General features: G+C 72.5%; 15 protein-coding genes. 8 read left to right on the top strand and 7 right to left on the bottom strand.

The features are described 5' to 3' along the window. Nucleotides 1-23: 23 nt before the first annotated feature. A complete protein-coding gene (locus ABD332_RS21675) occupies nt 24-1184 on the top strand; it encodes a glycoside hydrolase family 26 protein (RefSeq protein ID WP_344503828.1) in 1161 nt (386 codons plus the stop codon). On the opposite strand, the gene ABD332_RS21670 is transcribed toward ABD332_RS21675, so the two are convergent. Together ABD332_RS21670 and ABD332_RS21665 are read right to left on the bottom strand one after the other, a co-directional pair. Continuing rightward, entirely contained in the window at nt 1179-2777 is a 1599-nt protein-coding gene (locus ABD332_RS21670) for a phospho-sugar mutase (RefSeq protein ID WP_344503826.1), read from the bottom strand. The genes ABD332_RS21675 and ABD332_RS21670 overlap by 6 nt on opposite strands. Nucleotides 2778-4220: 1443 nt before the next feature. Continuing rightward, entirely contained in the window at nt 4221-6161 is a 1941-nt protein-coding gene (locus tag ABD332_RS21665) for a serine/threonine-protein kinase (protein ID WP_344503825.1), read from the bottom strand. Nucleotides 6162-6819: 658 nt separating this feature from the next. Between ABD332_RS21665 and ABD332_RS21660 the strand changes: the two genes are divergently transcribed. Further along, nucleotides 6820-8103, top strand: a complete 1284-nt coding sequence (locus ABD332_RS21660; RefSeq protein WP_344503824.1) for an amidohydrolase — start codon at nt 6820-6822, stop codon at nt 8101-8103. 32 nt (nt 8104-8135) lie between these two features. Beyond that, nucleotides 8136-10370, top strand: coding sequence for a hypothetical protein (locus ABD332_RS21655; protein WP_344503823.1), 2235 nt, complete (start codon nt 8136-8138; stop codon nt 10368-10370). A gap of 17 nt (nt 10371-10387) precedes the next feature. On the opposite strand, the gene ABD332_RS21650 is transcribed toward ABD332_RS21655, so the two are convergent. Beyond that, complete coding sequence (locus ABD332_RS21650) at nt 10388-11662, bottom strand: DUF4349 domain-containing protein (RefSeq protein WP_344503822.1); 1275 nt, start codon at nt 11660-11662, stop codon at nt 10388-10390. 144 nt (nt 11663-11806) lie between these two features. On the opposite strand from ABD332_RS21650, the gene ABD332_RS21645 reads away from it, so the two are divergent. Next, a complete protein-coding gene (locus tag ABD332_RS21645) occupies nt 11807-12433 on the top strand; it encodes an MBL fold metallo-hydrolase (protein WP_344503821.1) in 627 nt (208 codons plus the stop codon). On the opposite strand, the gene ABD332_RS21640 is transcribed toward ABD332_RS21645, so the two are convergent. Continuing rightward, a complete protein-coding gene (locus tag ABD332_RS21640) occupies nt 12430-12999 on the bottom strand; it encodes a 3'-5' exonuclease (protein ID WP_344503820.1) in 570 nt (189 codons plus the stop codon). The two genes, ABD332_RS21645 and ABD332_RS21640, sit on opposite strands and share 4 nt — an antisense overlap. 22 nt (nt 13000-13021) lie before the next feature. Here ABD332_RS21640 and ABD332_RS21635 point away from each other — a divergent pair, with 22 nt between their 5' ends. The 3 genes from ABD332_RS21635 to ABD332_RS21625 all read left to right on the top strand — a co-directional run bounded on the left by ABD332_RS21635 (nt 13022) and on the right by ABD332_RS21625 (nt 15580). Beyond that, complete coding sequence (locus ABD332_RS21635) at nt 13022-13816, top strand: TolC family protein (protein WP_344503819.1); 795 nt, start codon at nt 13022-13024, stop codon at nt 13814-13816. A gap of 70 nt (nt 13817-13886) precedes the next feature. After that, nucleotides 13887-14636, top strand: coding sequence for an SCO6745 family protein (locus ABD332_RS21630; RefSeq protein WP_344503818.1), 750 nt, complete (start codon nt 13887-13889; stop codon nt 14634-14636). Beyond that, the gene (locus ABD332_RS21625; RefSeq protein ID WP_344503817.1) at nt 14633-15580 is read left to right on the top strand and encodes a GNAT family N-acetyltransferase; all 948 of its coding nucleotides are present in this window, start codon (nt 14633-14635) and stop codon (nt 15578-15580) included. The genes ABD332_RS21630 and ABD332_RS21625 overlap by 4 nt, the downstream gene beginning before the upstream one ends. Before the next feature lie 6 nt (nt 15581-15586). On the opposite strand, the gene ABD332_RS21620 is transcribed toward ABD332_RS21625, so the two are convergent. Next, on the bottom strand, nt 15587-16042 hold the full coding sequence (locus ABD332_RS21620) for a gamma-glutamylcyclotransferase family protein (protein WP_344503816.1): 456 nt from the start codon (nt 16040-16042) through the stop codon (nt 15587-15589). 107 nt (nt 16043-16149) lie between these two features. Between ABD332_RS21620 and ABD332_RS21615 the strand changes: the two genes are divergently transcribed. Beyond that, nucleotides 16150-17610 (top strand): NAD(P)H-quinone dehydrogenase, encoded by a 1461-nt coding sequence (locus tag ABD332_RS21615; RefSeq protein WP_344503815.1) that lies wholly within the window; start codon nt 16150-16152, stop codon nt 17608-17610. 3 nt (nt 17611-17613) lie between these two features. Here the strand turns inward: ABD332_RS21615 and ABD332_RS21610 are convergent, their stop codons facing one another. Next, a complete protein-coding gene (locus tag ABD332_RS21610) occupies nt 17614-18129 on the bottom strand; it encodes a 2'-5' RNA ligase family protein (RefSeq protein WP_344503813.1) in 516 nt (171 codons plus the stop codon). Continuing rightward, entirely contained in the window at nt 18129-18944 is an 816-nt protein-coding gene (locus tag ABD332_RS21605; protein WP_344503812.1) for an Fpg/Nei family DNA glycosylase, read from the bottom strand. Before ABD332_RS21605 ends, ABD332_RS21610 begins: the two co-directional genes overlap by 1 nt. Nucleotides 18945-19001 lie beyond the last annotated feature (57 nt).

The following is a 19001-nucleotide window of genomic DNA, read 5'->3' as shown; positions in this document are numbered from 1 at the left end:
GCGTCGGCCTACGGTGACCGGCGATGAAGCACCGACGCTCGTTCCTGCGCACCCATCCAGTCCTCGCCGTCGCCGTCACGGTCGGGGTCCTCGTCGGCTCCGGCGCGCTCGCCGCCACCGCCGCCAGGCGACCCGAGCCGCGGGCGGCATCAGTACAGACGCCGCAAAACGCCGACAAGGCCGGCCTCGGCGCGGTGCCGTCCTCGCCGGGCACGCCGGCGCCTTCGAGCAAGCCGCCCGCGTCGAAGGCCGCCGAAGCCAACCGCTGCGCGCTCAGCGCCAAGCTGGTGCCCGGCTGCGGCCTGCTGTGGGGCGTCGCGCCCGGCGCCTTCACCGACCTGTCGTCGTCGAAGGCCCTCGCCAACTTCGAGCGCACCACCGGCCGCCCCGCCGACATCCTGCACTCCTACCACCGCGGCGACGAGGTCTGGCCGACCGCCGACGAGATCGCCGTGGTGCAGCAGTCACGCAAACGGATCCTCTTCGCCAACTGGAAGGTCGCCTGGGGCACCACCTGGGCCGACGTCGCCGCCGGCGGGCAGGACGCCCGCATCGACCGCGCCGCCGCCAGGCTGAAGGCGTTTCCGGGCAAGCTGTTCGTCGCCCTGCACCACGAGCCGGAGAACGACGTGCGCGCCGGCGGCGGCATGACCGCCCGCGACTACGCCGCCATGTTCCGGCACACCGTCCAGCGCCTGCGCGCCGCCGGCGTCACCAACGTCGTCTTCGTCATGGTCTACATGGCGTACGAGCCGTGGTGCGTGCAGCCGTGGTTCGGCGACCTGTACCCGGGGGACGACGTCGTCGACTGGGTCGGCATGGACCCGTACCTCTTCGCCAAGCCCGGCGGCTACGGCCACGGCGACTTCGCCTACCTGGTCGACCGCACCTCCGACCCGGCGAGGTGGCCCGGCTTCTACACCTGGGTCACCCGCACCCACGGCAACAAGCCGCTCATGATCGCCGAGTGGGGTGTGTACGAACACGCCGCCGACCCCGCGCAGAAGGCCTGGATCTACTCGACGGTCCGCCAGCAGCTCGGACGGTTTCCCGCGATCAAGGCCCTCGTCTACTTCGACTCGCCGAACGCCCCCAAGGGCGACACGCGGCCGGACAGCTCCCAGGCGGCCCTGCAGGAGTTCCAGAAGCTGGCCTCGTCGACGGTCTTCTCGGTGACGCTATAGACCCAGCGCGGCGGCGGTCTCGGTCCGCAGGGCGGCCAGCGACGCCCGGGCCGTCTCGCGGGCGGCCCTGATGTCGCCGCCCGTCACCGGGACGACCACCTCCAGGTACGCCTTCAGCTTCGGCTCCGTCCCCGACGGCCGCACCACCACCCGCGTCGTGCCGGCCCGCACGATCAGCACGTCGGCGTCCGGCAGCAGGTCCTCGACCGCGTGGACCGGCTCGTCGAGCAGCGCCGCCGGCGGCTTCAGCCGGATCGTGGCCATCGCCGCCGCGATGTCGGCGAGGTCGTCGACGCGGACGCTCAGCTGGTCCGTCGCGTGGACGCCGTGCCGCAGCGCCAGCTCGTCGAGGCGGTCGCCGAGGTGCTTGAACTCGGACTTCAGCCCCGCGGCCAGCTCGCACACCAGCAGCGCGGCGGTGATCCCGTCCTTGTCGCGGACGTGGGTGGGCGCCACGCAGTACCCCAGCGCCTCCTCATACCCGTAGACCAGGTCGTCGCCGGCCCTGACGATCCACTTGAAGCCGGTGAGCGTCTCGCCGTAGGGGAGCCCGTGCGCCTCGCACATGCGCGACAGCAGGCTGGAGCTGACGATCGTGGTCGCGTACCGGCCCTTGACGCCCCGGCGGATCAGGTGGTCGGCGAGCAGCACCCCCACCTCGTCGCCCCGCAGCAGCCGCCAGCCGTTTCCGTCCCTGTACGCCACGGCGCACCGGTCCGCGTCCGGGTCGTTCGCGATCGCGATGTCCGCGTCCACGTCGTCGGCGAGCGCCAGCAGCAGGTCGGTCGCGCCCGGCTCCTCCGGGTTGGGGAACGCCACGGTCGGGAAGTCGGGATCGGGCTCGGCCTGCTCCCGGACGATCGCGGGCGTCTGGTGGCCGGCCTCGACGACCGCCCTGACGAAGACGTCCTTCCCGACGCCGTGCATCGGCGTGTACGCCACGACGAGGTCCCTGGGCACCTCAGGGTCGACGGTCCGCAGCGCCCCGTCCACGTACGCGTCGACGACGTCCTCACCCAGCGTCTCGCCCGGGTCGCCCAGCGGCACGTCCAGCAGCGGCCCGACGCCCCGGATCGCCCGCTCGATCTCCTTGTCCGCGGGCGGCACGATCTGCGACCCGTCGCCCAGGTACACCTTGTAGCCGTTGTCCTGCGGCGGGTTGTGGCTCGCGGTCACCATGACCCCGGCCGCCGCCTTCAGGTGCCGCACCGCGAACGCGAGCACCGGCGTCGGCAGCGGCCCCGGCAGCACCAGCGCCCGCCGCCCGGCGCCCGTCGCCACCCTGGCGGTCTCCTCGGCGAACGCCTTCGAGCCGTGGCGGGCGTCGTACCCGACGACGAGCGGCCCCTCAGCCCCCGTTTCCGCCAGCCAGCGCACCAGTCCCGCCGCCGCCCCGCGGACCACGGCGAGGTTCATGCCGTTGGGCCCCGCCCGCAACGGCCCCCGCAGCCCCGCCGTCCCGAACGTCAACGGCCCCGCGAACCGCTCCCGCAGCTCGCGCTCGTCGTCGAGCACCGCCCGCAGCTCCTCCCGCCCCTCAGGATCGGGGTCGTCGGCCAGCCAGGCCTCCGCTTCGGCGCGCAGATCACTCATCCGTCGTTCTTAGCACGCTGTGGCTTCCGCCCCACCGCTGTCGCGGCGGGTCCCGGCGGGGATTCTCACCCGACCGCTGTGCTTCCGCCCCACCGCTTCGCGGCGGGTCCCGGCGGGGATTCTCACCCGCACCCCAATGCGCCGCTCCGCGACGCACTGCCCGCGCTGAGGCGCGAGGCAGACCAAGCGGCGCGTCCGCGCCGCAGCCGGTGGTCGCCCTCCACCCTCATCGGCACCGCATCCGTCACCACCGTGATCCAAGGACAGTCCCGGCCGTGCGCACAGCCAGATCCGTCCTTCGATCATCCGTAGCGGGACGCCAGCCACGTGGGCGTGGTGGCCAGGTCCGACTGAGCGAGACGACCAGGGCACTCCGCCGCGGTCCAGCGGCGCGGTGCCCGTCGCCGTAGTGATCCAAGGACAGATCTGGTCGTGTAGGCAGCCGGGTCCGTCCTTCGATCACAGCACCGAGGCTGCGCCGTTCGTGGGATGGGCGTGTTTATCCCGTTTCGGCTGTTGTGTTCAGTTGGCCGTGATCGAGGTCCGCCTTGGGCCTGCCAGGTTTGCCGGCGCCGCCGTCGTGATCCAGGGACGGTTCTGGTCGTGCGGGCGGCCACATCCGTCCTTGGATCACGGCACAGAGGATGCGGCGTTGATGGCGTGGGTGTGTCCCGGTTCAGTCGCTGTGTCCGGTTGGCCGTGATCGAGGTTCGCCTTGGGGTCCGCCAGGTTGCCGGCGCCGTCGTGGTGATCCAGGGACGGTTCTGGTCGTGCGGGCGGCCGGATTCGTCCTTGGATCATGGCAGCGAAGGAGCGGTGTCCGTGGCGATGGGTGTATTCATCCGGATTTAGCTGCTGTGTCCGGTTGGTCATGGTGGAGGTTCGCCTTGGGGTCTGCCAGGTTGCCGGCGCCGCCGTCGTGATCCAAGGGCGGTTCTGGTCGTGCGGGCGGCCGGATTCGTCCTTGGATCATGGCAGCGAAGGAGCGGTGTCCGTGGCGATGGGTGTATTCATCCGGATTTAGCTGCTGTGTCCGGTTGGCCGTGATCGAGGTTCGCCTTGGGGTCCGCCAGGTTGCCGGCGCCGCCGTGGTGATCCAAGGATGGTTCTGGTTGTGCGGGCAGCCGGATTCGGCCTTCGATCATGATGGCGGCGGTCGGTGGGCAGTGGACTTCGTGGGGCGCCTGTGGGAAGTGGGGCCGGCGGGCCAGCGCGCATGGCGGAGAAGCGCATGCGGCGTGCCCGAGCCCTCGGAGAAGCGTGTGCGGTATGCCCGAGCCCTCGGAAAGTGCACGTGGTAAGTGCGGGTTCCTGAGGCACGCGTGGTCCGCGGAAGAAGATCAGGATGAAGCTCGCCCGGCTGGCCCCGGCCGGGAAGGGCGGGCGAAGGGGAGCCGGACCGGGCGGCCGCCTCCGGGAAAGTGGAGGCGGCGCCCGCTTCGGTTACTGGCCGGTGGAGGTGCCCGGGGACGCGGCCGCCAGCTTGAAGGAGTGGACCATCTCGTCGAAGATGACCTTGCTCTCGGCGAACTTGGCCTCGGGCACGGTCACGAAGAAGTGGTAGCTCTTGCCGCCGAGGACGACGGCGTTCCACAGGGCGTGGCGTTGCTGGTCGCCGGAGCCGCAGGTGTACTCCAGGACCGCCGCGTCGTGGCCGTCGAGCTTGTTGTCGGTCATGTCGACGTGGTTGTACGGCGCGGCGCAGCTGGCCGGGGTGTTCTTCAGCCGGTTCTCCGCGCTCTGCAGGAAGGCGCGCGGCGTGTTGGACGCCTTCTCGATGTTGACGCGGATGCGGCGGTTGGGGTCGGCCGGGTCGGTGATGTCGAAGTAGGGCGCGGTCGCGGCGCCCAGCTCCTTCCGCGTCCAGCCCTTCGGGACGTTGACCGTGATGCCGCCGGGGTGGGAGAAGGCCTCGACATCCAGCAGGGGCTTGGCCGGGCCGCTCGACGCGGTGGTCGGACCCTTGCCGGTCTGGTCGCCGGAGCCGCCGCCGGAGAAGAGCCCGGACATCGAGACCACCAGGATCAGGACGAGCACGACGCCCGCGGCGACGGTGATCTTCGCCCAGGTCGGTGCCTGGGTGACGATGCGCTTGAGGTCGGTGCCGGGCTGCTTGGGCGGCTCGGCGGGGGCCTGGGTCCAGTCGGTCGTGCCGAGCGGGCCGTCCTGGTAGGCCGCGAAGCGGCTGGCGTCGGTGCGCTCCAGCTCGGCCTCGTGCTGCGCGCCGCCCTGGGTGGGGGCGCCGCCGCCGGAGTGCATGCGCCGCAGGGCGCCGCTGACCGTCTCGCCGGGAGCCATCATGGCCCGGCCGCCGATCTGGCCGGTCGGGGTGTGCTGCGGGGTCACGACCGTCGGCTGGTGCGTGGGCCGGACCACCGCATAGGGGTCGGTCATGTGGGCCGGCGCGTTGCTGGCCAGGGGACCCGCGAGCAGGTCGCGCAGGACCGCGCGGGCGGTCTCCACGTTCCACCGGCGGGCGGGATCCTTCTCCAGCAGGCCATAGAGCACGCCGGCGAGCGGGCCGGCGCGGACCGCCTGGGCCGGTGGCTCCTCGACGACCGCGCGCATCGTCTCGAAGGGGTCGCGCCGGTCGAACGGCGGACGGCCCTCGACGGCCGTGTACAGCGTCACGCCGAGGGAGAACAGGTCGCTCGGCGGGCCGAACTTGGCACCGATCGCCCGCTCGGGGGAGATGAAGTGCGGCGAGCCGAGCACCATGCCGGGCGTGGTCAGCTCGCTGTCGGTGGGCATGCGGGCCACGCCGAAGTCGGTGAGCACGCAGCGGCCGTCGCCGGCGATGAGCACGTTGGCCGGCTTGACGTCGCGGTGCAGCACGCCGGCGGCGTGGGCGACCTCGAGCGCGCCGAGCAGCGCGATGCCGATCTTGGCGACCGCACGGGCGGCGAGGGGGCCGTCCTCGACGATCATCTCGGCGAGGCTGCGGGCCTGGAGCAGCTCCATGACGATCCATGGGCGGCCGGCCTCGGTGACGACGTCATACACCTGGACGACGGCCGGGTGCGACAGCGCCGCCGCCGCGCGGGCCTCGCGCAGCGTCCGCTGATACATCGAGTCGCGGTCGCTGGGTGCCAGGTTGGGCGGCAGGATCACCTCTTTGACCGCCACGTCACGGCGCAGCACCGTGTCGCTGGCGCGCCAGACGGTGCCCATGCCGCCGTGACCGATGGCGGTGCGCAGCGCATAGCGCCCACCGATCACCACGCCCGGGGCGGCGCGCTGCCCGGGCACGGGCATGCTCGTGGAGCCAGGCTCGCGGGGCTCCCGCTGCTCGGGGCCGCGCGCAGGATCACGCCCGGCTCCGGCGGAGGCCAGGGCGCCGGTGGGTGGCAGAGGCTCGCCGTGCCACGTCGGGAGCTGAGTCACAGGCAGTAAACCGTCGTCATGGAGGGGAGATGACTTTCTCGCTGTACGACCGCGGTCACCCCCTATCTTGCGTGCTGCTCGCCAGTTAAGAAAGGTGGGGTCCTCCCCTTCACCGGACCGTGACCTGAGAGCAACGCTCCGTGTTGATCATGTCGCGCTACTGAAACGGTTGGGTTGAATCTTCGAATTCTGGGAACCCGAAGGGGACGGAGGAGCGTCTACGCAGGGGACAGAAACGCATCTGGAACATCGGGGGACTACGTTTCCCTGGACTTTCGGGTGCGCCTGCCGATCAGAGGGGTTGGACGGACGCGCGGTGCGGCGCCGGCCCCTTGGTTCATGCCACTCTGCGACGTCTTCCGTCACTGTGCGTTGATCTGTGGCAACGCTGGACGCGGCACCGAAGCGAAAAGTTACTCGCGACACCACGTGACCGTGGCGCCTGTCACCCGTTGTAGGAGGTGAGGGGTTCTTGGCTGAAGCGGAACGCTCACTTCCGACGAGGCCAGCATCTTTACGCCTCCAGTTCCAATCAAGTGACGCTCAGCTATCCCAGCATCACGAGAATGATGTTGCGCTCCGTCACCTTGACCCAGTTAGTCTGTCCGTGGCACGCATGGGGCGGGCCGCTCCTTTAGACCGAAATAGAGAACTCACCGTGACGAGAGCGCTGACGCTGCCCGATCCAGCCGCCGCGGCGGCCCGGGTCAGCAAGTTGACGTCGTCCTGGCCCGAGACTCCACCCGGGGCCGATCCGCTGCCCGGTCAGCTCGACCGCTGGCTCACCTCCCGGGGTGCCGAGCTCGTAGCCGTCCGACGTCACATTCACGCGCATCCGGAGCTCTCCGGCCAGGAGTTCGAGACGGCGGCCCTCGTCGCCCGCGAGCTGACCCGCGCCGGTCTTTCGCCCCGCATGCTGCCCAAGGGCAACGGCGTCATGTGCGACATCGGCTATGGCGACCGGGTCATCGCGCTGCGCGCCGACCTCGACGCGCTGCCGCTGCCCGACACCAAGGACGTGCCCTACCGCTCCACCGTCGACAACGTCTGCCACGCCTGCGGCCACGACGTGCACACCACGATCCTGCTCGGCGTCGGCCTCGCCCTGGCGCAGCTCGCCGAGCGCGACGAGCTGCCCGGCCGCGTGCGGCTGCTCTTCCAGCCGGCCGAGGAGACCATGCCGGGCGGCGCGCCCGAGGTCATCGCCGCCGGCGGCCTGAAGGACGTCGCCGCGATCTACGCGCTGCACTGCGCGCCGCAGCTGCCGGTCGGGCTGGTCGGGGTCCGCTCCGGGCCGTTCACCGCCGCCGCCGACAAGATCGAGGTCCGGCTCACCGGCCGCGGCGGGCACACCGCCCGGCCGCACCTGACCGCCGACCTCGTCCACGCGCTCGGCCGGATCCTCGTCGACGTGCCGTCGCTGCTGGACCGCAAGCTCGACGCCCGCGCCGGGGTCTCCATGGTGTGGGGCGCCGTGCGGGCCGGCGAGGCGGCCAACGCGATCCCGATCGAGGGCGTCGCCCGCGGCACCATCCGCGTGCTCAGCCGCGACGCCTGGCGCGACGTGCCGGAGCTGGTCACCAAGCTCGTCCACGACGTCATCGCGCCCACCGGCGCCGACGTCGAGGTCAAGTACACCCGCGGCGTGCCGCCCGTCGTCAACGACCGGCTCGCCACCGCGGTCGTCGCCGGTGCCGCCGGCGCGGCCCTCGGCCCGGACCGGGTCGTCGAGGCCGAGATCAGCATGGGCGGCGAGGACTTCGCGTTCTACCTGGACGAGGTCCCCGGCTCGATGATCCGTCTCGGCGTCGGCGTGCCGGGGTCGGACCAGAAGTTCGACATCCACCAGTCGGCGTTCGACGTCGACGAGCGCTCGATCGGCTACGGCGTCCGCGTCATGGTCCACACCGCACTGGCCGCACTCGGGGCGGGAGCCTTCTAGACACAGCGGCCCGCAAGCGGTAGCCATAGGCCGTGGTCACCGAATTGCGGGTGCACGGCGTCACCGGTACCCCGGCCGAGGACGTCCTCGACAGGCCGCTGCTGCGGCGGGTCGCGGGCGACACCGAGGCCGGGTTCTTCCGTCCCCGCGCGGAGTACGGCGCGGTCACCGGCCCGGGCGGCGTGACGCTGGAGGCGTACCGCTGGGGCAACCTCACCGCCGGCGCCGCCGCCCGCGCGCTCTGGCTGCTCCTGCTGCCGTTCATGCTCGCCAACGTGGCCATCTGGCTGCGCCCCGACGTAGGCGTCCGGGCCAGGGCGACGATCCGCGCCCTGACCCGCGTCTTCGCGCTGACCATGACCGCGTCGTTCGTGCTGTCGTTCATCGAGATCTCGATGGACCTCGTCGGCTGGCAGTGCGCGGCCCAGGCCCGGTGCCTGGAGGGCCGCGGCTACCTGGCCGTCCTCGTCGACCTGACGACCAGCCGCCGGCTCGCGGTCACCGCCCTGGTCCCGGCCCTCGCGATCGCGTTCCTGTGGTTTCTCGGCCGGCGCACCTGGGCCCGCTACGAGGCGTTCCCGGTCACGACCGACGGCGACGGCGACGGGCTGGCCCACCCGTGCTTCTGGAACGGCCGGCCCCTCGTCGGCCGGCTCCGTTCGCTGCACATCGCGGTCGCGTTCGGCACCCTCGACGCGGTGCTGCTCGGGGTCCTCGTGCCGCACGACCGGCACCTGGCCGGCTACGCCCTCGCCGCCGCGACCGCGGTGATCCTGCTGGCGGCGTTCGTCGCGGTGACCCTGACCGCCGTCGTGCACCGCGACGCGCCCGCCCGTTGGGCGAAGCCGTTCACCAGGGTCATGAGCCACGCCGCGGTCGTGCTGACCGGCCTCGTCCTCGCGTACAGCTGCCTCGGACGCGACCCGTGGCAGGCGAGCGGCCGGATGCCGGTGTTCAGCGGCACCGTCACCGTGCTCTTCGCCGTGCAGGTCCTGCTCATGCTCGTGCTCGGCGGGGTCGTCCTCGCGACGCGGCCACGGGGCACGTTCCTGCAGGGGCTCGCGGGGCCGTTGATCGCGAGCACCGGCCTCGGTGTCGCCGCCGCGTTCGCGGCCGCCATGGCCTACCGGGTCGCCGACCTGCTCAACCGGCGCGCCCTCGCCACCACCGCCGACTACGCCGAGACACCCTTGCTGCTGGAGCCGCCGCCCGCGTACGAGTGGGCCGCCGCCGGCTTCGTCCTGCTGCTCGTGCTGGCGGTGCTCGTCGGGCTGGTCATGGGTATGCCGCTGGTGCGCCGCCTGCGCCGGTACGCCCGTGTCGTCACCGACGCGGACTTCCGCGGCGGGCGGCAGCGCGACCCGGAGCGGGCGAGGCACATCGACACCGCCGTCGCCGACGCCCTCGTCACCGACCACGTCGGCCGCATGCTCGTCTGGGTGTTCGTCCCGACCGCCGCGGCCGCGGTCGTCGCGACCGGGTTCGCGCTGCTCGGACGGCGGCCGATCCGGCTCGCGGACTCAGGGTCCGTGGCCGCCGAGGTGATGTCGGCCGTCGTCAACCTGGGCACCTACCTCATCGGCCTGGCCGCGTTCGCGCTCGTGTTCATCGGTGTGCTGGCGTACCGGTATCAGCGCTTCCGCCGGATCGTCGGCGTGCTCTGGGACCTCGGCACGTTCTGGCCCCGGTCCGCGCACCCCCTCGCGCCGCCCTGCTACGCCGAGCGGGTCGTGCCGGAGCTCGCCCGCCGCGCCGGGTGGCTCGCCGCCGAGCAGGGCGGGGTCATCCTGTCCGGGCACAGCCAGGGCAGCGTCCTGGCCGCCGCGACCGTCCTGCAGCTGCCCCCGGAGGCGCAGGCGAGGACCACGCTGCTGACCTACGGTTCGCCGCTGCGCCGCCTGTACGCGAGGTTCTTCCCCGCCTACGTCAACGACGCGGTGCTGGGACGGATCGGCGCGGTGCTGGCCCGCGCGGAGGATGGCGTCCTCGATGCGGGTCAGCACAGCCCCCGTTGGGTCAACCTCTGGCGGGACACCGATCCGATCGGCGGCCCGGTGCAGTCGCCCACCGCACGGGATGTGCGGCTGGCCGACCCGCCGGGATTCGACATCGCCGCGGGTGACACGGTGTTCCCCAAGGTCGACGGCCACTCCGGCTACCAGCTGCGCCCCGCCTTCGGCGCCGCGGTCACCGGGCTCGTCGCGGTCCTGTCGGAGGGCTCGGACGAGACACCGACGGTCGCCAACCCGCCGGTGTCCGCGTCCTGAGACCTGGCGAAGGACGTTCAGCTGTCCTTCGGGTCGTCCTCGTCCCGCTTCGACAGCGCCGGGAACGGCGGCACCGGCGACCCTGACGGCGACCCGGACTCCGCGCCAGAGGAGGCACCAGCCGCAGGCGGCCCGGACACGGGACCGGCGGCGGGCGACACCGAATCAGGACCGGCGGCCGGCGCCGCGGTGACAGGGCTGGCGGCGCGCGGCGCGGGCACGGGACCGGCGGCGGGCGGCGCGGAGACCGGACCACGACCCGTCACGACCGCGCCACCGGGCGTCCCGGAGGCGGAGGCGGGCCCAGGCGCCGGCCGCGGCGCGACCGGGAAGGCCGGCGCCGGCGGGCTCCAGCCCGGCAGCGGGCCACCCTGCTGAGCGAGCGCGAGCGCCGGCCGCTTCGGACGGAACCGGCGGACCAGCCGCACCAGCAGGAACAGCGGCACCCCCAGCAGCAGGACCCACGGCGCCAGCCAGCCCAGCACCGTCAGCGCGACCTGCAGCGAGGCCAGGAACGCCTTCATGCCCTCCTTGAAGCCCGCCACGATCCCGATCTCGTCCTTGTCGCGGGTGATCGCCGCCTCGGGCCCGAGCAGCTGCAGCGTGATGGTGGACAGCGCGGTCAGCCCGTCGAGCTTGCGCTTGCGGGCCTGCAGGGACTCCAGGTCGGACAGGCGGCGCGACAGCTCCGACTCCAGCGACGTGATCTCGCCGATCGTGGTCGCCTTCGCCAGGAGCGCGCGGATGCGGTCGACGCTCGCCGAGGCGTTGTCCAGCCGCGCCTGGACGTCCACGACCTGGTCGGTCACGTCCTGCGCGTTGACGGTGCGGCTCTCCTCGTCGCCGAGCTCCTTGAGCTGCTCCAGCGTCGTGGTGAACTTCGGCGCCGGGACGCGCAGGACCAGCGTGCCCGTGGAGCGGCGGTCGTCGCTGCGCCGGTTGTCGCCGCCGACGAAGCCGCCCGCCGCGGTGGCGAGCGCGATCGCCTTCGCGGCCGCGTCGTCGACGTTGTCGACGCGGACGGTCATCGTGCCGGCGTAGATGATCGAACGGTCCTCGACGTCGATGTTGTCGGGGGCCTTGTTGGCGTTGGGGTCCTGGACGGGCTGCTTCGCGGGGCCGGCACCGGGCCCGCCGCCCTCCTGCGCCATGCCGCCGGCCGCGGGTGCGACCGCGCGGTCCGCCGAGCTCGTGCTGGCGGAGTCGCTCTTGTCGGCCGCGCAGCCGCTCACCGCGACGAGCAGCGCGGCACCTGCCGCCGTGAGGAACAGTCTGGTGCGCCTGACTGACATGACGCCTCCTGGGTAGGGTCGATCGGAGGGATCGAACTGCACCCTGGGACGCAGCCGGGCGCCGCTCCGGTTCCCGGGCGGACAGTCACGGTTGTGACACAGCGAAGCAACGACAAAGCACGGAGACCGACGGGAGACGGACCGATGCTCATCACCAAGTTCACCCATGCCTGCCTGCGGATCGAGCACGACGGCGGGGTGCTGGTGATCGACCCGGGCGTCTTCACCGAGGCGGAGGCCCTCGACGGCGCCGACGCCGTGCTCATCACCCACGAGCACATGGACCACGTCGACATCGACGCGCTGCGGGCCCTGAAGCGGCCCGAGCTGACCGTGCACACCCACGCCGACGTCGAGGCGCAGCTGAGCGACCTCGACGCCGACATCTACGCGGTCGAGCCGGGTGACACGTTCGTCGCGGCCGGGATGACGGTCCGCGCGCACGGTGGGCGGCACGCCGTCATCCACGCCGACATCCCCCGGATCGCCAACATCGGCTTCGTGATCGACACCCCAGACGGCCCGCTGTACCACCCGGGCGACGCGTTCCACGTGCCCGACGAGCGGATCGCGACGCTCTTCGTGCCGGTGTCGGCGCCGTGGCTGAAGCTTGCCGAGGCGATCGACTTCACCCGGGCGGTCGCGCCGGAGCGGGCCTACGCGCTGCACGACAGCCTGCTCGTGGACGCCGGTCAGCAGATGGTCACCGGGCACATGACGAGGCTGTCCGGCACCCGGTACACCAGGCTGGAACCCGGCACGTCGATCTAAGGCTCCCAGTTCATGAGGTTGGCGAAGAGCTCCGCCTGCTCGATCGCGTCGTCGAGCGCGTGGTGGGTGTGCCGGCGCTTCGACAGCAGGTGCGCCGGCATGCGGCTCTTCACGGCCGCGCCGATCGGGACGCCCGCGCGGACCGCGTAGAGCGTCTTGATGTCCAGGCAGCCGGAGTGGCCGAAGACGCTGCTGCCGGTGAAGCGCAGCAGGTACCAGTAGAGGAACATCCAGTCGAACACGGCCGGATAGGCCACGATCACCGGCCGCCCCTTGCCCGCCGTGCGGGTCACCCAGTCGCTGAGCTCGCCCATCGCCGCGGCCGGGTCGGCGCCGTCGCGCAGCAGCGCCGCCCGGTCGAGGCCGGACACGGCGAGCGCCTCGGGGACGAAGTCGTCGCTGATCGGGCGCAGCTCCCGGTAGAAGGTCTCGGCGGCCGGGTCCGCGGCCCTGAACTCCCCGTCGGACCGCCCGGCGACGGCCAGGCCGACGCTCACCATCGAGTACGGACCCGGGATCGGGCCGTCGGCCTCGACATCGAGGGAGAAATAGACGTCCGCGCGCATCCGCTGATCCTACGATCGGATGGTGGACGATGCGCTCGCCGCCGCGGTGGCCAGGCTGTACTCGGCGCCGCCGGAGGATTTCGTCGCGATCCGGTCCGAGGAGGTCGCGAAGGCCCGCAAGGCGCGCGACACCCGCCTGGCGAAGGAGATCGGGGCGCTGCGCAAGCCGACCGTCGCCGCGTGGCTGGTCAACCTGCTCGCCCACGAGCGGCCCGACCTGGTCGAGGAGCTGCTGGAGCTGGGCGGGCAGCTCCGCGAGGCCCAGCGTGACCTGCGCGGCGCCGAGCTGCGCGAGCTGTCCACCCGCCGCCGGGCGACCGTCAGCGCCCTCGCCAAGCAGGCCGCGCAGCTCGCCGGCCGCGGCGAAACGGCCCTGGCCGAGGTGGAGGGCACCCTCGCGGCAGCGCTCGCCGATGCGGCCGCCGCTGCGTCGGTACAGGAGGGAAGGCTGACGAAGTCGCTCGAATACACCGGATTCGGGGAGACCCCGCGACCGCAGCTGCGACTGGTCCAGGGCGGCGACGAGCAGCCCGGCCTGAGCACCGTCACCGCGAAGCGGTCCACGCCGACGCAGGACGACCGGGAGCAGCGCGCCGAGGCGCGGCGGCGGGAGGAGGAGCGGCGCCGCGCCGAGGAGGAGCACGCCCGGGTCGTCAAGCAGGCCCGCCGCGAGCTGATGACGGCGCTGCAGCAGCTGACCGACGCGGAGACCGAGAAGTCGGAGGCGGAGCGCGCGGTCGCCGCCGCGGAGAAAGCCATCAAATCAGCCGAGAAGCGGGTGAAACTCGCACAGGACGCCCTCGCGGACCTGTCCTGAACGCGACCCGACGCATCGCCACGATCGAGTGGCTACTCTGTGATCCACCCGAGCGGGCAGAATGAGCCGGGTGACTCCCGAGCAGGCGGCAGCGGCGGCGAAGCAGGCCGTCCTGATGCTGGGCGGCGCCTTCAGCGACGACCCCAAGACCATGCGCCGGGCTCGGCAGATCGGGCTCACCGGCTGGGCGTTCTACGTCGCCGGACGCGGCGGCGCCCTCGGCGACGTGCGGGCCGACACGGTCGCCGCGGCGCTCGGCTTCATCGCGCCCGACGCGGTGCAGGACGGCTGGGACGCGGCCCGCAAGGTCGCCCCGCCCGAGCAGATCGCCGCGGACAACCTCGACGAGTGCTGCCGGTGGGGCCGCGAGCACCTGGAGAGCTTCTACGCGCTGCCGAAGCTGGTCGAGCTCGCCGAGCGGGTCGTCGTCAGCGCCGAGACGGCGGGCATGCCGCTGTTCGCGGCGTGGCGGGCGATGCCGCTGCCCGACGACTCGCCCGGCGCCCGCGCCGCCGTCCTGGCGCACCTGCTGCGCGAGCACCGCGGCGCGGCGCACCTCCTCGCGATCCGCGCCAGCGGGCTGAGCCCCCTGGAGGCGATCATCGCCGGGCCGGAGGGCGAGCCGGGCGCGACGGCGTTCGGCTGGCAGCCGCCGTTCCCGCCGTTCGAGCCGCTGGTGCGCCGCCGCAGCTGGGCCGAGGCCCTCACCGACCGGATCGCCGGCGAGGCGTTCCGCGCGCTCGCACCCACGGAGCGCATCGAACTGGTCAACCTGCTCGACGCGGCGGTGACCACCGTCCGGGAGGCGACACCCGTATGACCACATTGCCGGGACTCGACGGCTGGACGGTGCGCGGCTGCACGCTGCGCGACGTGCCGGCGATCCTCGCGATCACCCGCGCCGGCGACATCGCCGCGCTCGGCGAGCCGGACTGGTCCGAGGACGAGATCGTGGAGACGCTCACGGCCCCCGCGGAGGACCCCGCGGTCGACACGTGGCTCGCCGCCGGGCCCGACGGCGAGCCGGTCGCCTGGGCCTATGTCGACAACCCGCAGCGCGGCCCGCGCGACAACGTGGAGCTCTACGGCTGGCCCGGCCGCGGTGAGCCCGCCTACGGCCCGCTGCTGGAGCTCGCCTTGGTCCGGGCCGCCGAACGCGCTAGCCGCAACGGCTTCGAGCGGGGTGTGCTGCGCGCCGGGACGCTCGCCTCGGAGACGGCGCTGGTGGCGGTACTGGAGGCGCACGGCTTCTCGTTCGTCAAACGCCACGCGCGCATGACCCGCCCGCTCAGCGGCGACGAGCGGGCTCCCGAAGGGTTCGACATCCGGCCGGTGCACCCCGACGAGCTGCCGCGCTTCCACGAGGTGCTCGAGTCCGCGTTCGCCGACACGCCCGACTTCCAGCCGACGGCCTACGCGGACTGGCGGACGGCGCTCGACAGCCTGCCGTCGATCAGCTGGGACGAGTGGTTCGTGGCCCTCGCCGGCGGCGAGATCGTGGGCGTGCTCCAGTCCGCCGACCAGGCCCTCGAGCGCGGCGAGGGCTGGGTCAAGAACCTGGCCGTGCTGCGCGGGCACCGCAAGACCGGCATCGGCGGCGCGCTGCTGCGCACCGCCTTCGCGGCCTACGCGGCGAAGGGGCGGGCCACCGCCGGGCTCGGCGTCGACCTGACCAACCCGACGGGCGCCTACCACCTCTACACCGGGGTCGGCATGAGGGTGGTCTTCGCCGCGGACGTCTACGAGCGGGCGCTCCTCCTGTAAGCCGCGCTAGGGCATCGCGGTCTTGGTGGGGCGGGCCCGCAGCGCTTCGAGGTAGTCCGCGGGCGCGCCGGCCTTCGCGGCCGCGTTGGCGATCTCCGCGAGATACCACGCGGTCGGCAGGCCGCCCTCGTACCCGTTGAAGACGTACACCCACGCGGTCGCGTCGCCGTCGAGCGTGGCGACCCGCAGGTGCAGCTTCTGGTACGTGCCGGCGAGCTGCCCCTCGACCTCGTCGAGCTGCTTCTCGTCGTTGGGGTGGACGTCGTAGAGCGCGACGAAGACCCGGTCGCCGGGCGACTCGACGATCGTGGTGACCGAGCCCTCCCAGCCGAGGACATCCTCACCGGCGAACGTCAGCCGCCAGCCTTCCAGCCAGCCGGTGCCGATCATCGGCGAATACGGACAGTAGGCCCGCATGCGGGCTGGGTCCAGGTTCGAGCCATACGCGGCGTAATGACGCACGGCGATGACGATAAACCCGCTGGGGTGCGGGAGAGAATACTGCAGAGCGTGTCGGATTCGGATCCACTCGTCGGCGCGTTGCGGCCGTTCGGCTGGGTCGCTGCTCAGTGGCGTATGCCGCCGGGCGACAATGTGCGGCAGGAGTCGGGGAAGGGGTGGCGTTCGTGGGCCGGATCGTGATCATCGGAGGGGGCCCGGCGGGCTACGAGGCGGCCCTGGTCGCCGCGCAGCTCGGCGCCGAGGTCACCGTGATCGAGGCCGAAGGTGCTGGTGGCGCGTGCGTGCTGCACGACTGCGTGCCGTCCAAGACGTTCATCGCCAGCTCCAGCGTGGTCACCGCGCACCTGGACACCGAGGAGTTCGGGGTCATGGGGCCGCCCGGCGACGACGTGCGCGTGGACGGCCCGGCGGTGCACCGGCGGGTCAAGCGGCTGGCCGCGGCGCAGTCCAGCGACATCCACTCGAAGCTCGTCAAGGCCGGTGTCGAGTTCGTCACGGGCACTGCCCGCCTCGGTGAGGACACGCTGGGTCACACCCATGCGGTGCAGATCACACCCACGGGCAGTGACGCTCCGTATGTGATCGCGGCCTCAACGGTACTGCTGGCGTCCGGCGCGACCCCGCGGGTGCTGCCGACCGCGACGCCGGACGGCGAGCGCATCCTCGACTGGCGCCAGGTCTACGACCTGCCCCAGCTGCCCGAGCACCTGATCGTCGTCGGCTCGGGCGTGACCGGCGCGGAGTTCGCGTCGGCGTATCTGGCGATGGGCATCGACGTGACCCTCGTCTCCAGCCGCGACCGGGTCATGCCGCACGAGGACCCCGACGCCGCGATGGCGATCGAGCGGGTGTTCCGCGCCCGGGGCATGACCATCCTCAACAACTCCCGCGCCGCGGCCGCCCGCCGGGTCGACGGCGGCGTCGTGGTCGAGCTCGCCGACGGCCGTTCGGTCGAGGGTTCGCACGTCCTGATGGCGGTCGGCTCGGTGCCGCAGACGGCCGCGCTCGGTCTGACGGAGTACGGCGTCGAGGTCGCTCCCGGCGGCTACGTCACCGTCGACCGGGTCTCCCGCACCAACGTGCCGGGCATCTACGCGGCCGGCGACTGCACCGGGCTGCTGCCCCTGGCCAGTGTCGCCGCCATGCAGGGCCGGATCGCGATGTGGCACGCCCTCGGCGAGGCGGTCGCCCCGCTGAAGCTGCGCACCGTCGCCGCCAACGTGTTCACCGACCCGGAGCTCGCCTCCGTCGGCATCACCCAGTCCGACATCGACAGCGGCCGGGTCCCGGCCCGCTCGGTCATGCTGCCCCTGGCAGGCAACGCCCGGGCCAAGATGGACGGCCTCGACGACGGGTTCGTGAAGATCTTCTGCCGCCCCGCGTCGGGCCTCGTCGTCGGCGGCGTCGTCGTCGCCCCCAAGGCCAGCGAGCTGATCATGCCGATCGCCATGGCGGTGGAGAACCATCTGAGCGTCGACCAGCTCGCCCACACCATCACGATCTACCCGTCGATCTCCGGCTCCGTCGCCGAGGCCGCCCGCCAGCTCATGCTCCACGCGGCGGACTGAGAATCACGGTAGTTCCCGATAGATGTCGCGGGCGTAGTCGACCACCGCGGCCTTCTTGACGGTGGCCTCGATCGGGAGGACCTCCAGGCAGCGGCGCAGCGCGTCGGTGAGGATCGGGCGGGGCACCCGCATGGAGACGGTGCAGTGCGGGACCCACTCGCCGGGGTCGTACAGGGGCAGCCCCTCGATCCCGGCGCCGGTGAGGTGGCGCCAGACCTCGGCCTGGTGCCGCATCAGGTCCGGGGTCGGCGCCAGGCCCAGGAACACGACCCGCCCGACGAACACCCCGGCGAACTGGAAGTTCAGGCGCAGCGGCGCCGCGACGCGCACCGGCTTGAGCGCCTCGACGACCGCGTCGGGGTCGAGCACCCGGGCGCTGATCAGCGAGACGTGCGGCCGGTGCTTGCCGTCGTGCGGCGTCCGCAGCGTCTGTACGCCGAGATCCTCCAGCAGGTCCCACAGGACGCGGATGCGGCGGGTCGCGCGCTCGTCGAGGTGCAGCTCCAGGGCGGCGACCATCAGCGGGTCCTCTGGCAGACCCGGCACCAGTACGCGTTGCGGGCGTTGACCTCCGCCGTCTGCACGGGCGTGCCGCAGACGAGGCAGGGCTGGTTCGTCCGGCGGTACACGTAGACCTCGCCGCCGTGCCGGTCGACGCGAGGGGCGCGGCCCATCGCCTCGGGCAGGTGGATGCTGTGGACGGTGTCGATGCGGCCGTCCTCGACGCCGGTGCGCATCAGGGTCCGCAGGTCCTGCCAGATCGCGTCCCACCGCCGGCGGGTCAGCCGCCGGCCGGCGACCGTCGGGCGCAGGCCGGCCCGGAAGAGGGCCTCGGTCACGTAGATCAGCCCGGCGCCGGCCACGATCGACTGGTCCATGAGCAGCGCCATGAGCGGCCGGTCCGACTTCTTGATGGCCTTGAACGCCTTGACGCCGCCGTCGTCCTCCTCGGCGAGCGGGTCGGGGCCGAGACGGGCGTGCAGGGCGTCGACCTGGAGGGGGTCGAGCAGCTCGCAGGCCGTCGGGCCGCGCAGGTCGAGCCAGTGCTCGCCGTTCGCCATCCGCAGCCGCACCTCCCCGACCGCGGGCGGGGGGTCGCCGTCACCGTCGGTGAACTTGCCGTACAGGCCCAGGTGGACGTGCAGCGTGACGTCGCCTTCGTACTGGTGGAGCAGGTGCTTGCCGTGCGCCGCCGTGTCGAGCAGCACCCGCCCGTCGACCTGGGCGGCACCGGCGGCGAACCGGCCCTGCGGGCTGCTGACGGCGACGGGCCGGCCCGCGAACAGCTTGCGGTGCCGCTCGGCGAGACGGTGGATGGTGTGACCTTCAGGCACCGCACGTTTATACCCGTCGCGCCCTCCGAACGGCGCGCTATTCTTCCGGGCATGAGT

The organism is Dactylosporangium maewongense (assembly GCF_039531485.1).
GTDB lineage: Bacteria > Actinomycetota > Actinomycetes > Mycobacteriales > Micromonosporaceae > Dactylosporangium > Dactylosporangium maewongense.
This window is presented reverse-complemented; position numbering and strand designations above follow the sequence as displayed.

What these genes read in the sequence shown, in the direction of transcription:
- ABD332_RS21675 (WP_344503828.1), top strand. Translation starts at nt 24, where the DNA reads ATGAAGCACCGACGCTCGTTCCTGCGCACCCATCCAGTCCTCGCCGTC.
- ABD332_RS21625 (WP_344503817.1), top strand. Translation starts at nt 14,633, where the DNA reads ATGACCACATTGCCGGGACTCGACGGCTGGACGGTGCGCGGCTGCACG.
- ABD332_RS21670 (WP_344503826.1), bottom strand. Translation starts at nt 2,777, where the DNA reads ATGAGTGATCTGCGCGCCGAAGCGGAGGCCTGGCTGGCCGACGACCCC.
- ABD332_RS21610 (WP_344503813.1), bottom strand. Translation starts at nt 18,129, where the DNA reads ATGGTCGCCGCCCTGGAGCTGCACCTCGACGAGCGCGCGACCCGCCGC.
- ABD332_RS21645 (WP_344503821.1), top strand. Translation starts at nt 11,807, where the DNA reads ATGCTCATCACCAAGTTCACCCATGCCTGCCTGCGGATCGAGCACGAC.
- ABD332_RS21640 (WP_344503820.1), bottom strand. Translation starts at nt 12,999, where the DNA reads ATGCGCGCGGACGTCTATTTCTCCCTCGATGTCGAGGCCGACGGCCCG.
- ABD332_RS21650 (WP_344503822.1), bottom strand. Translation starts at nt 11,662, where the DNA reads ATGTCAGTCAGGCGCACCAGACTGTTCCTCACGGCGGCAGGTGCCGCG.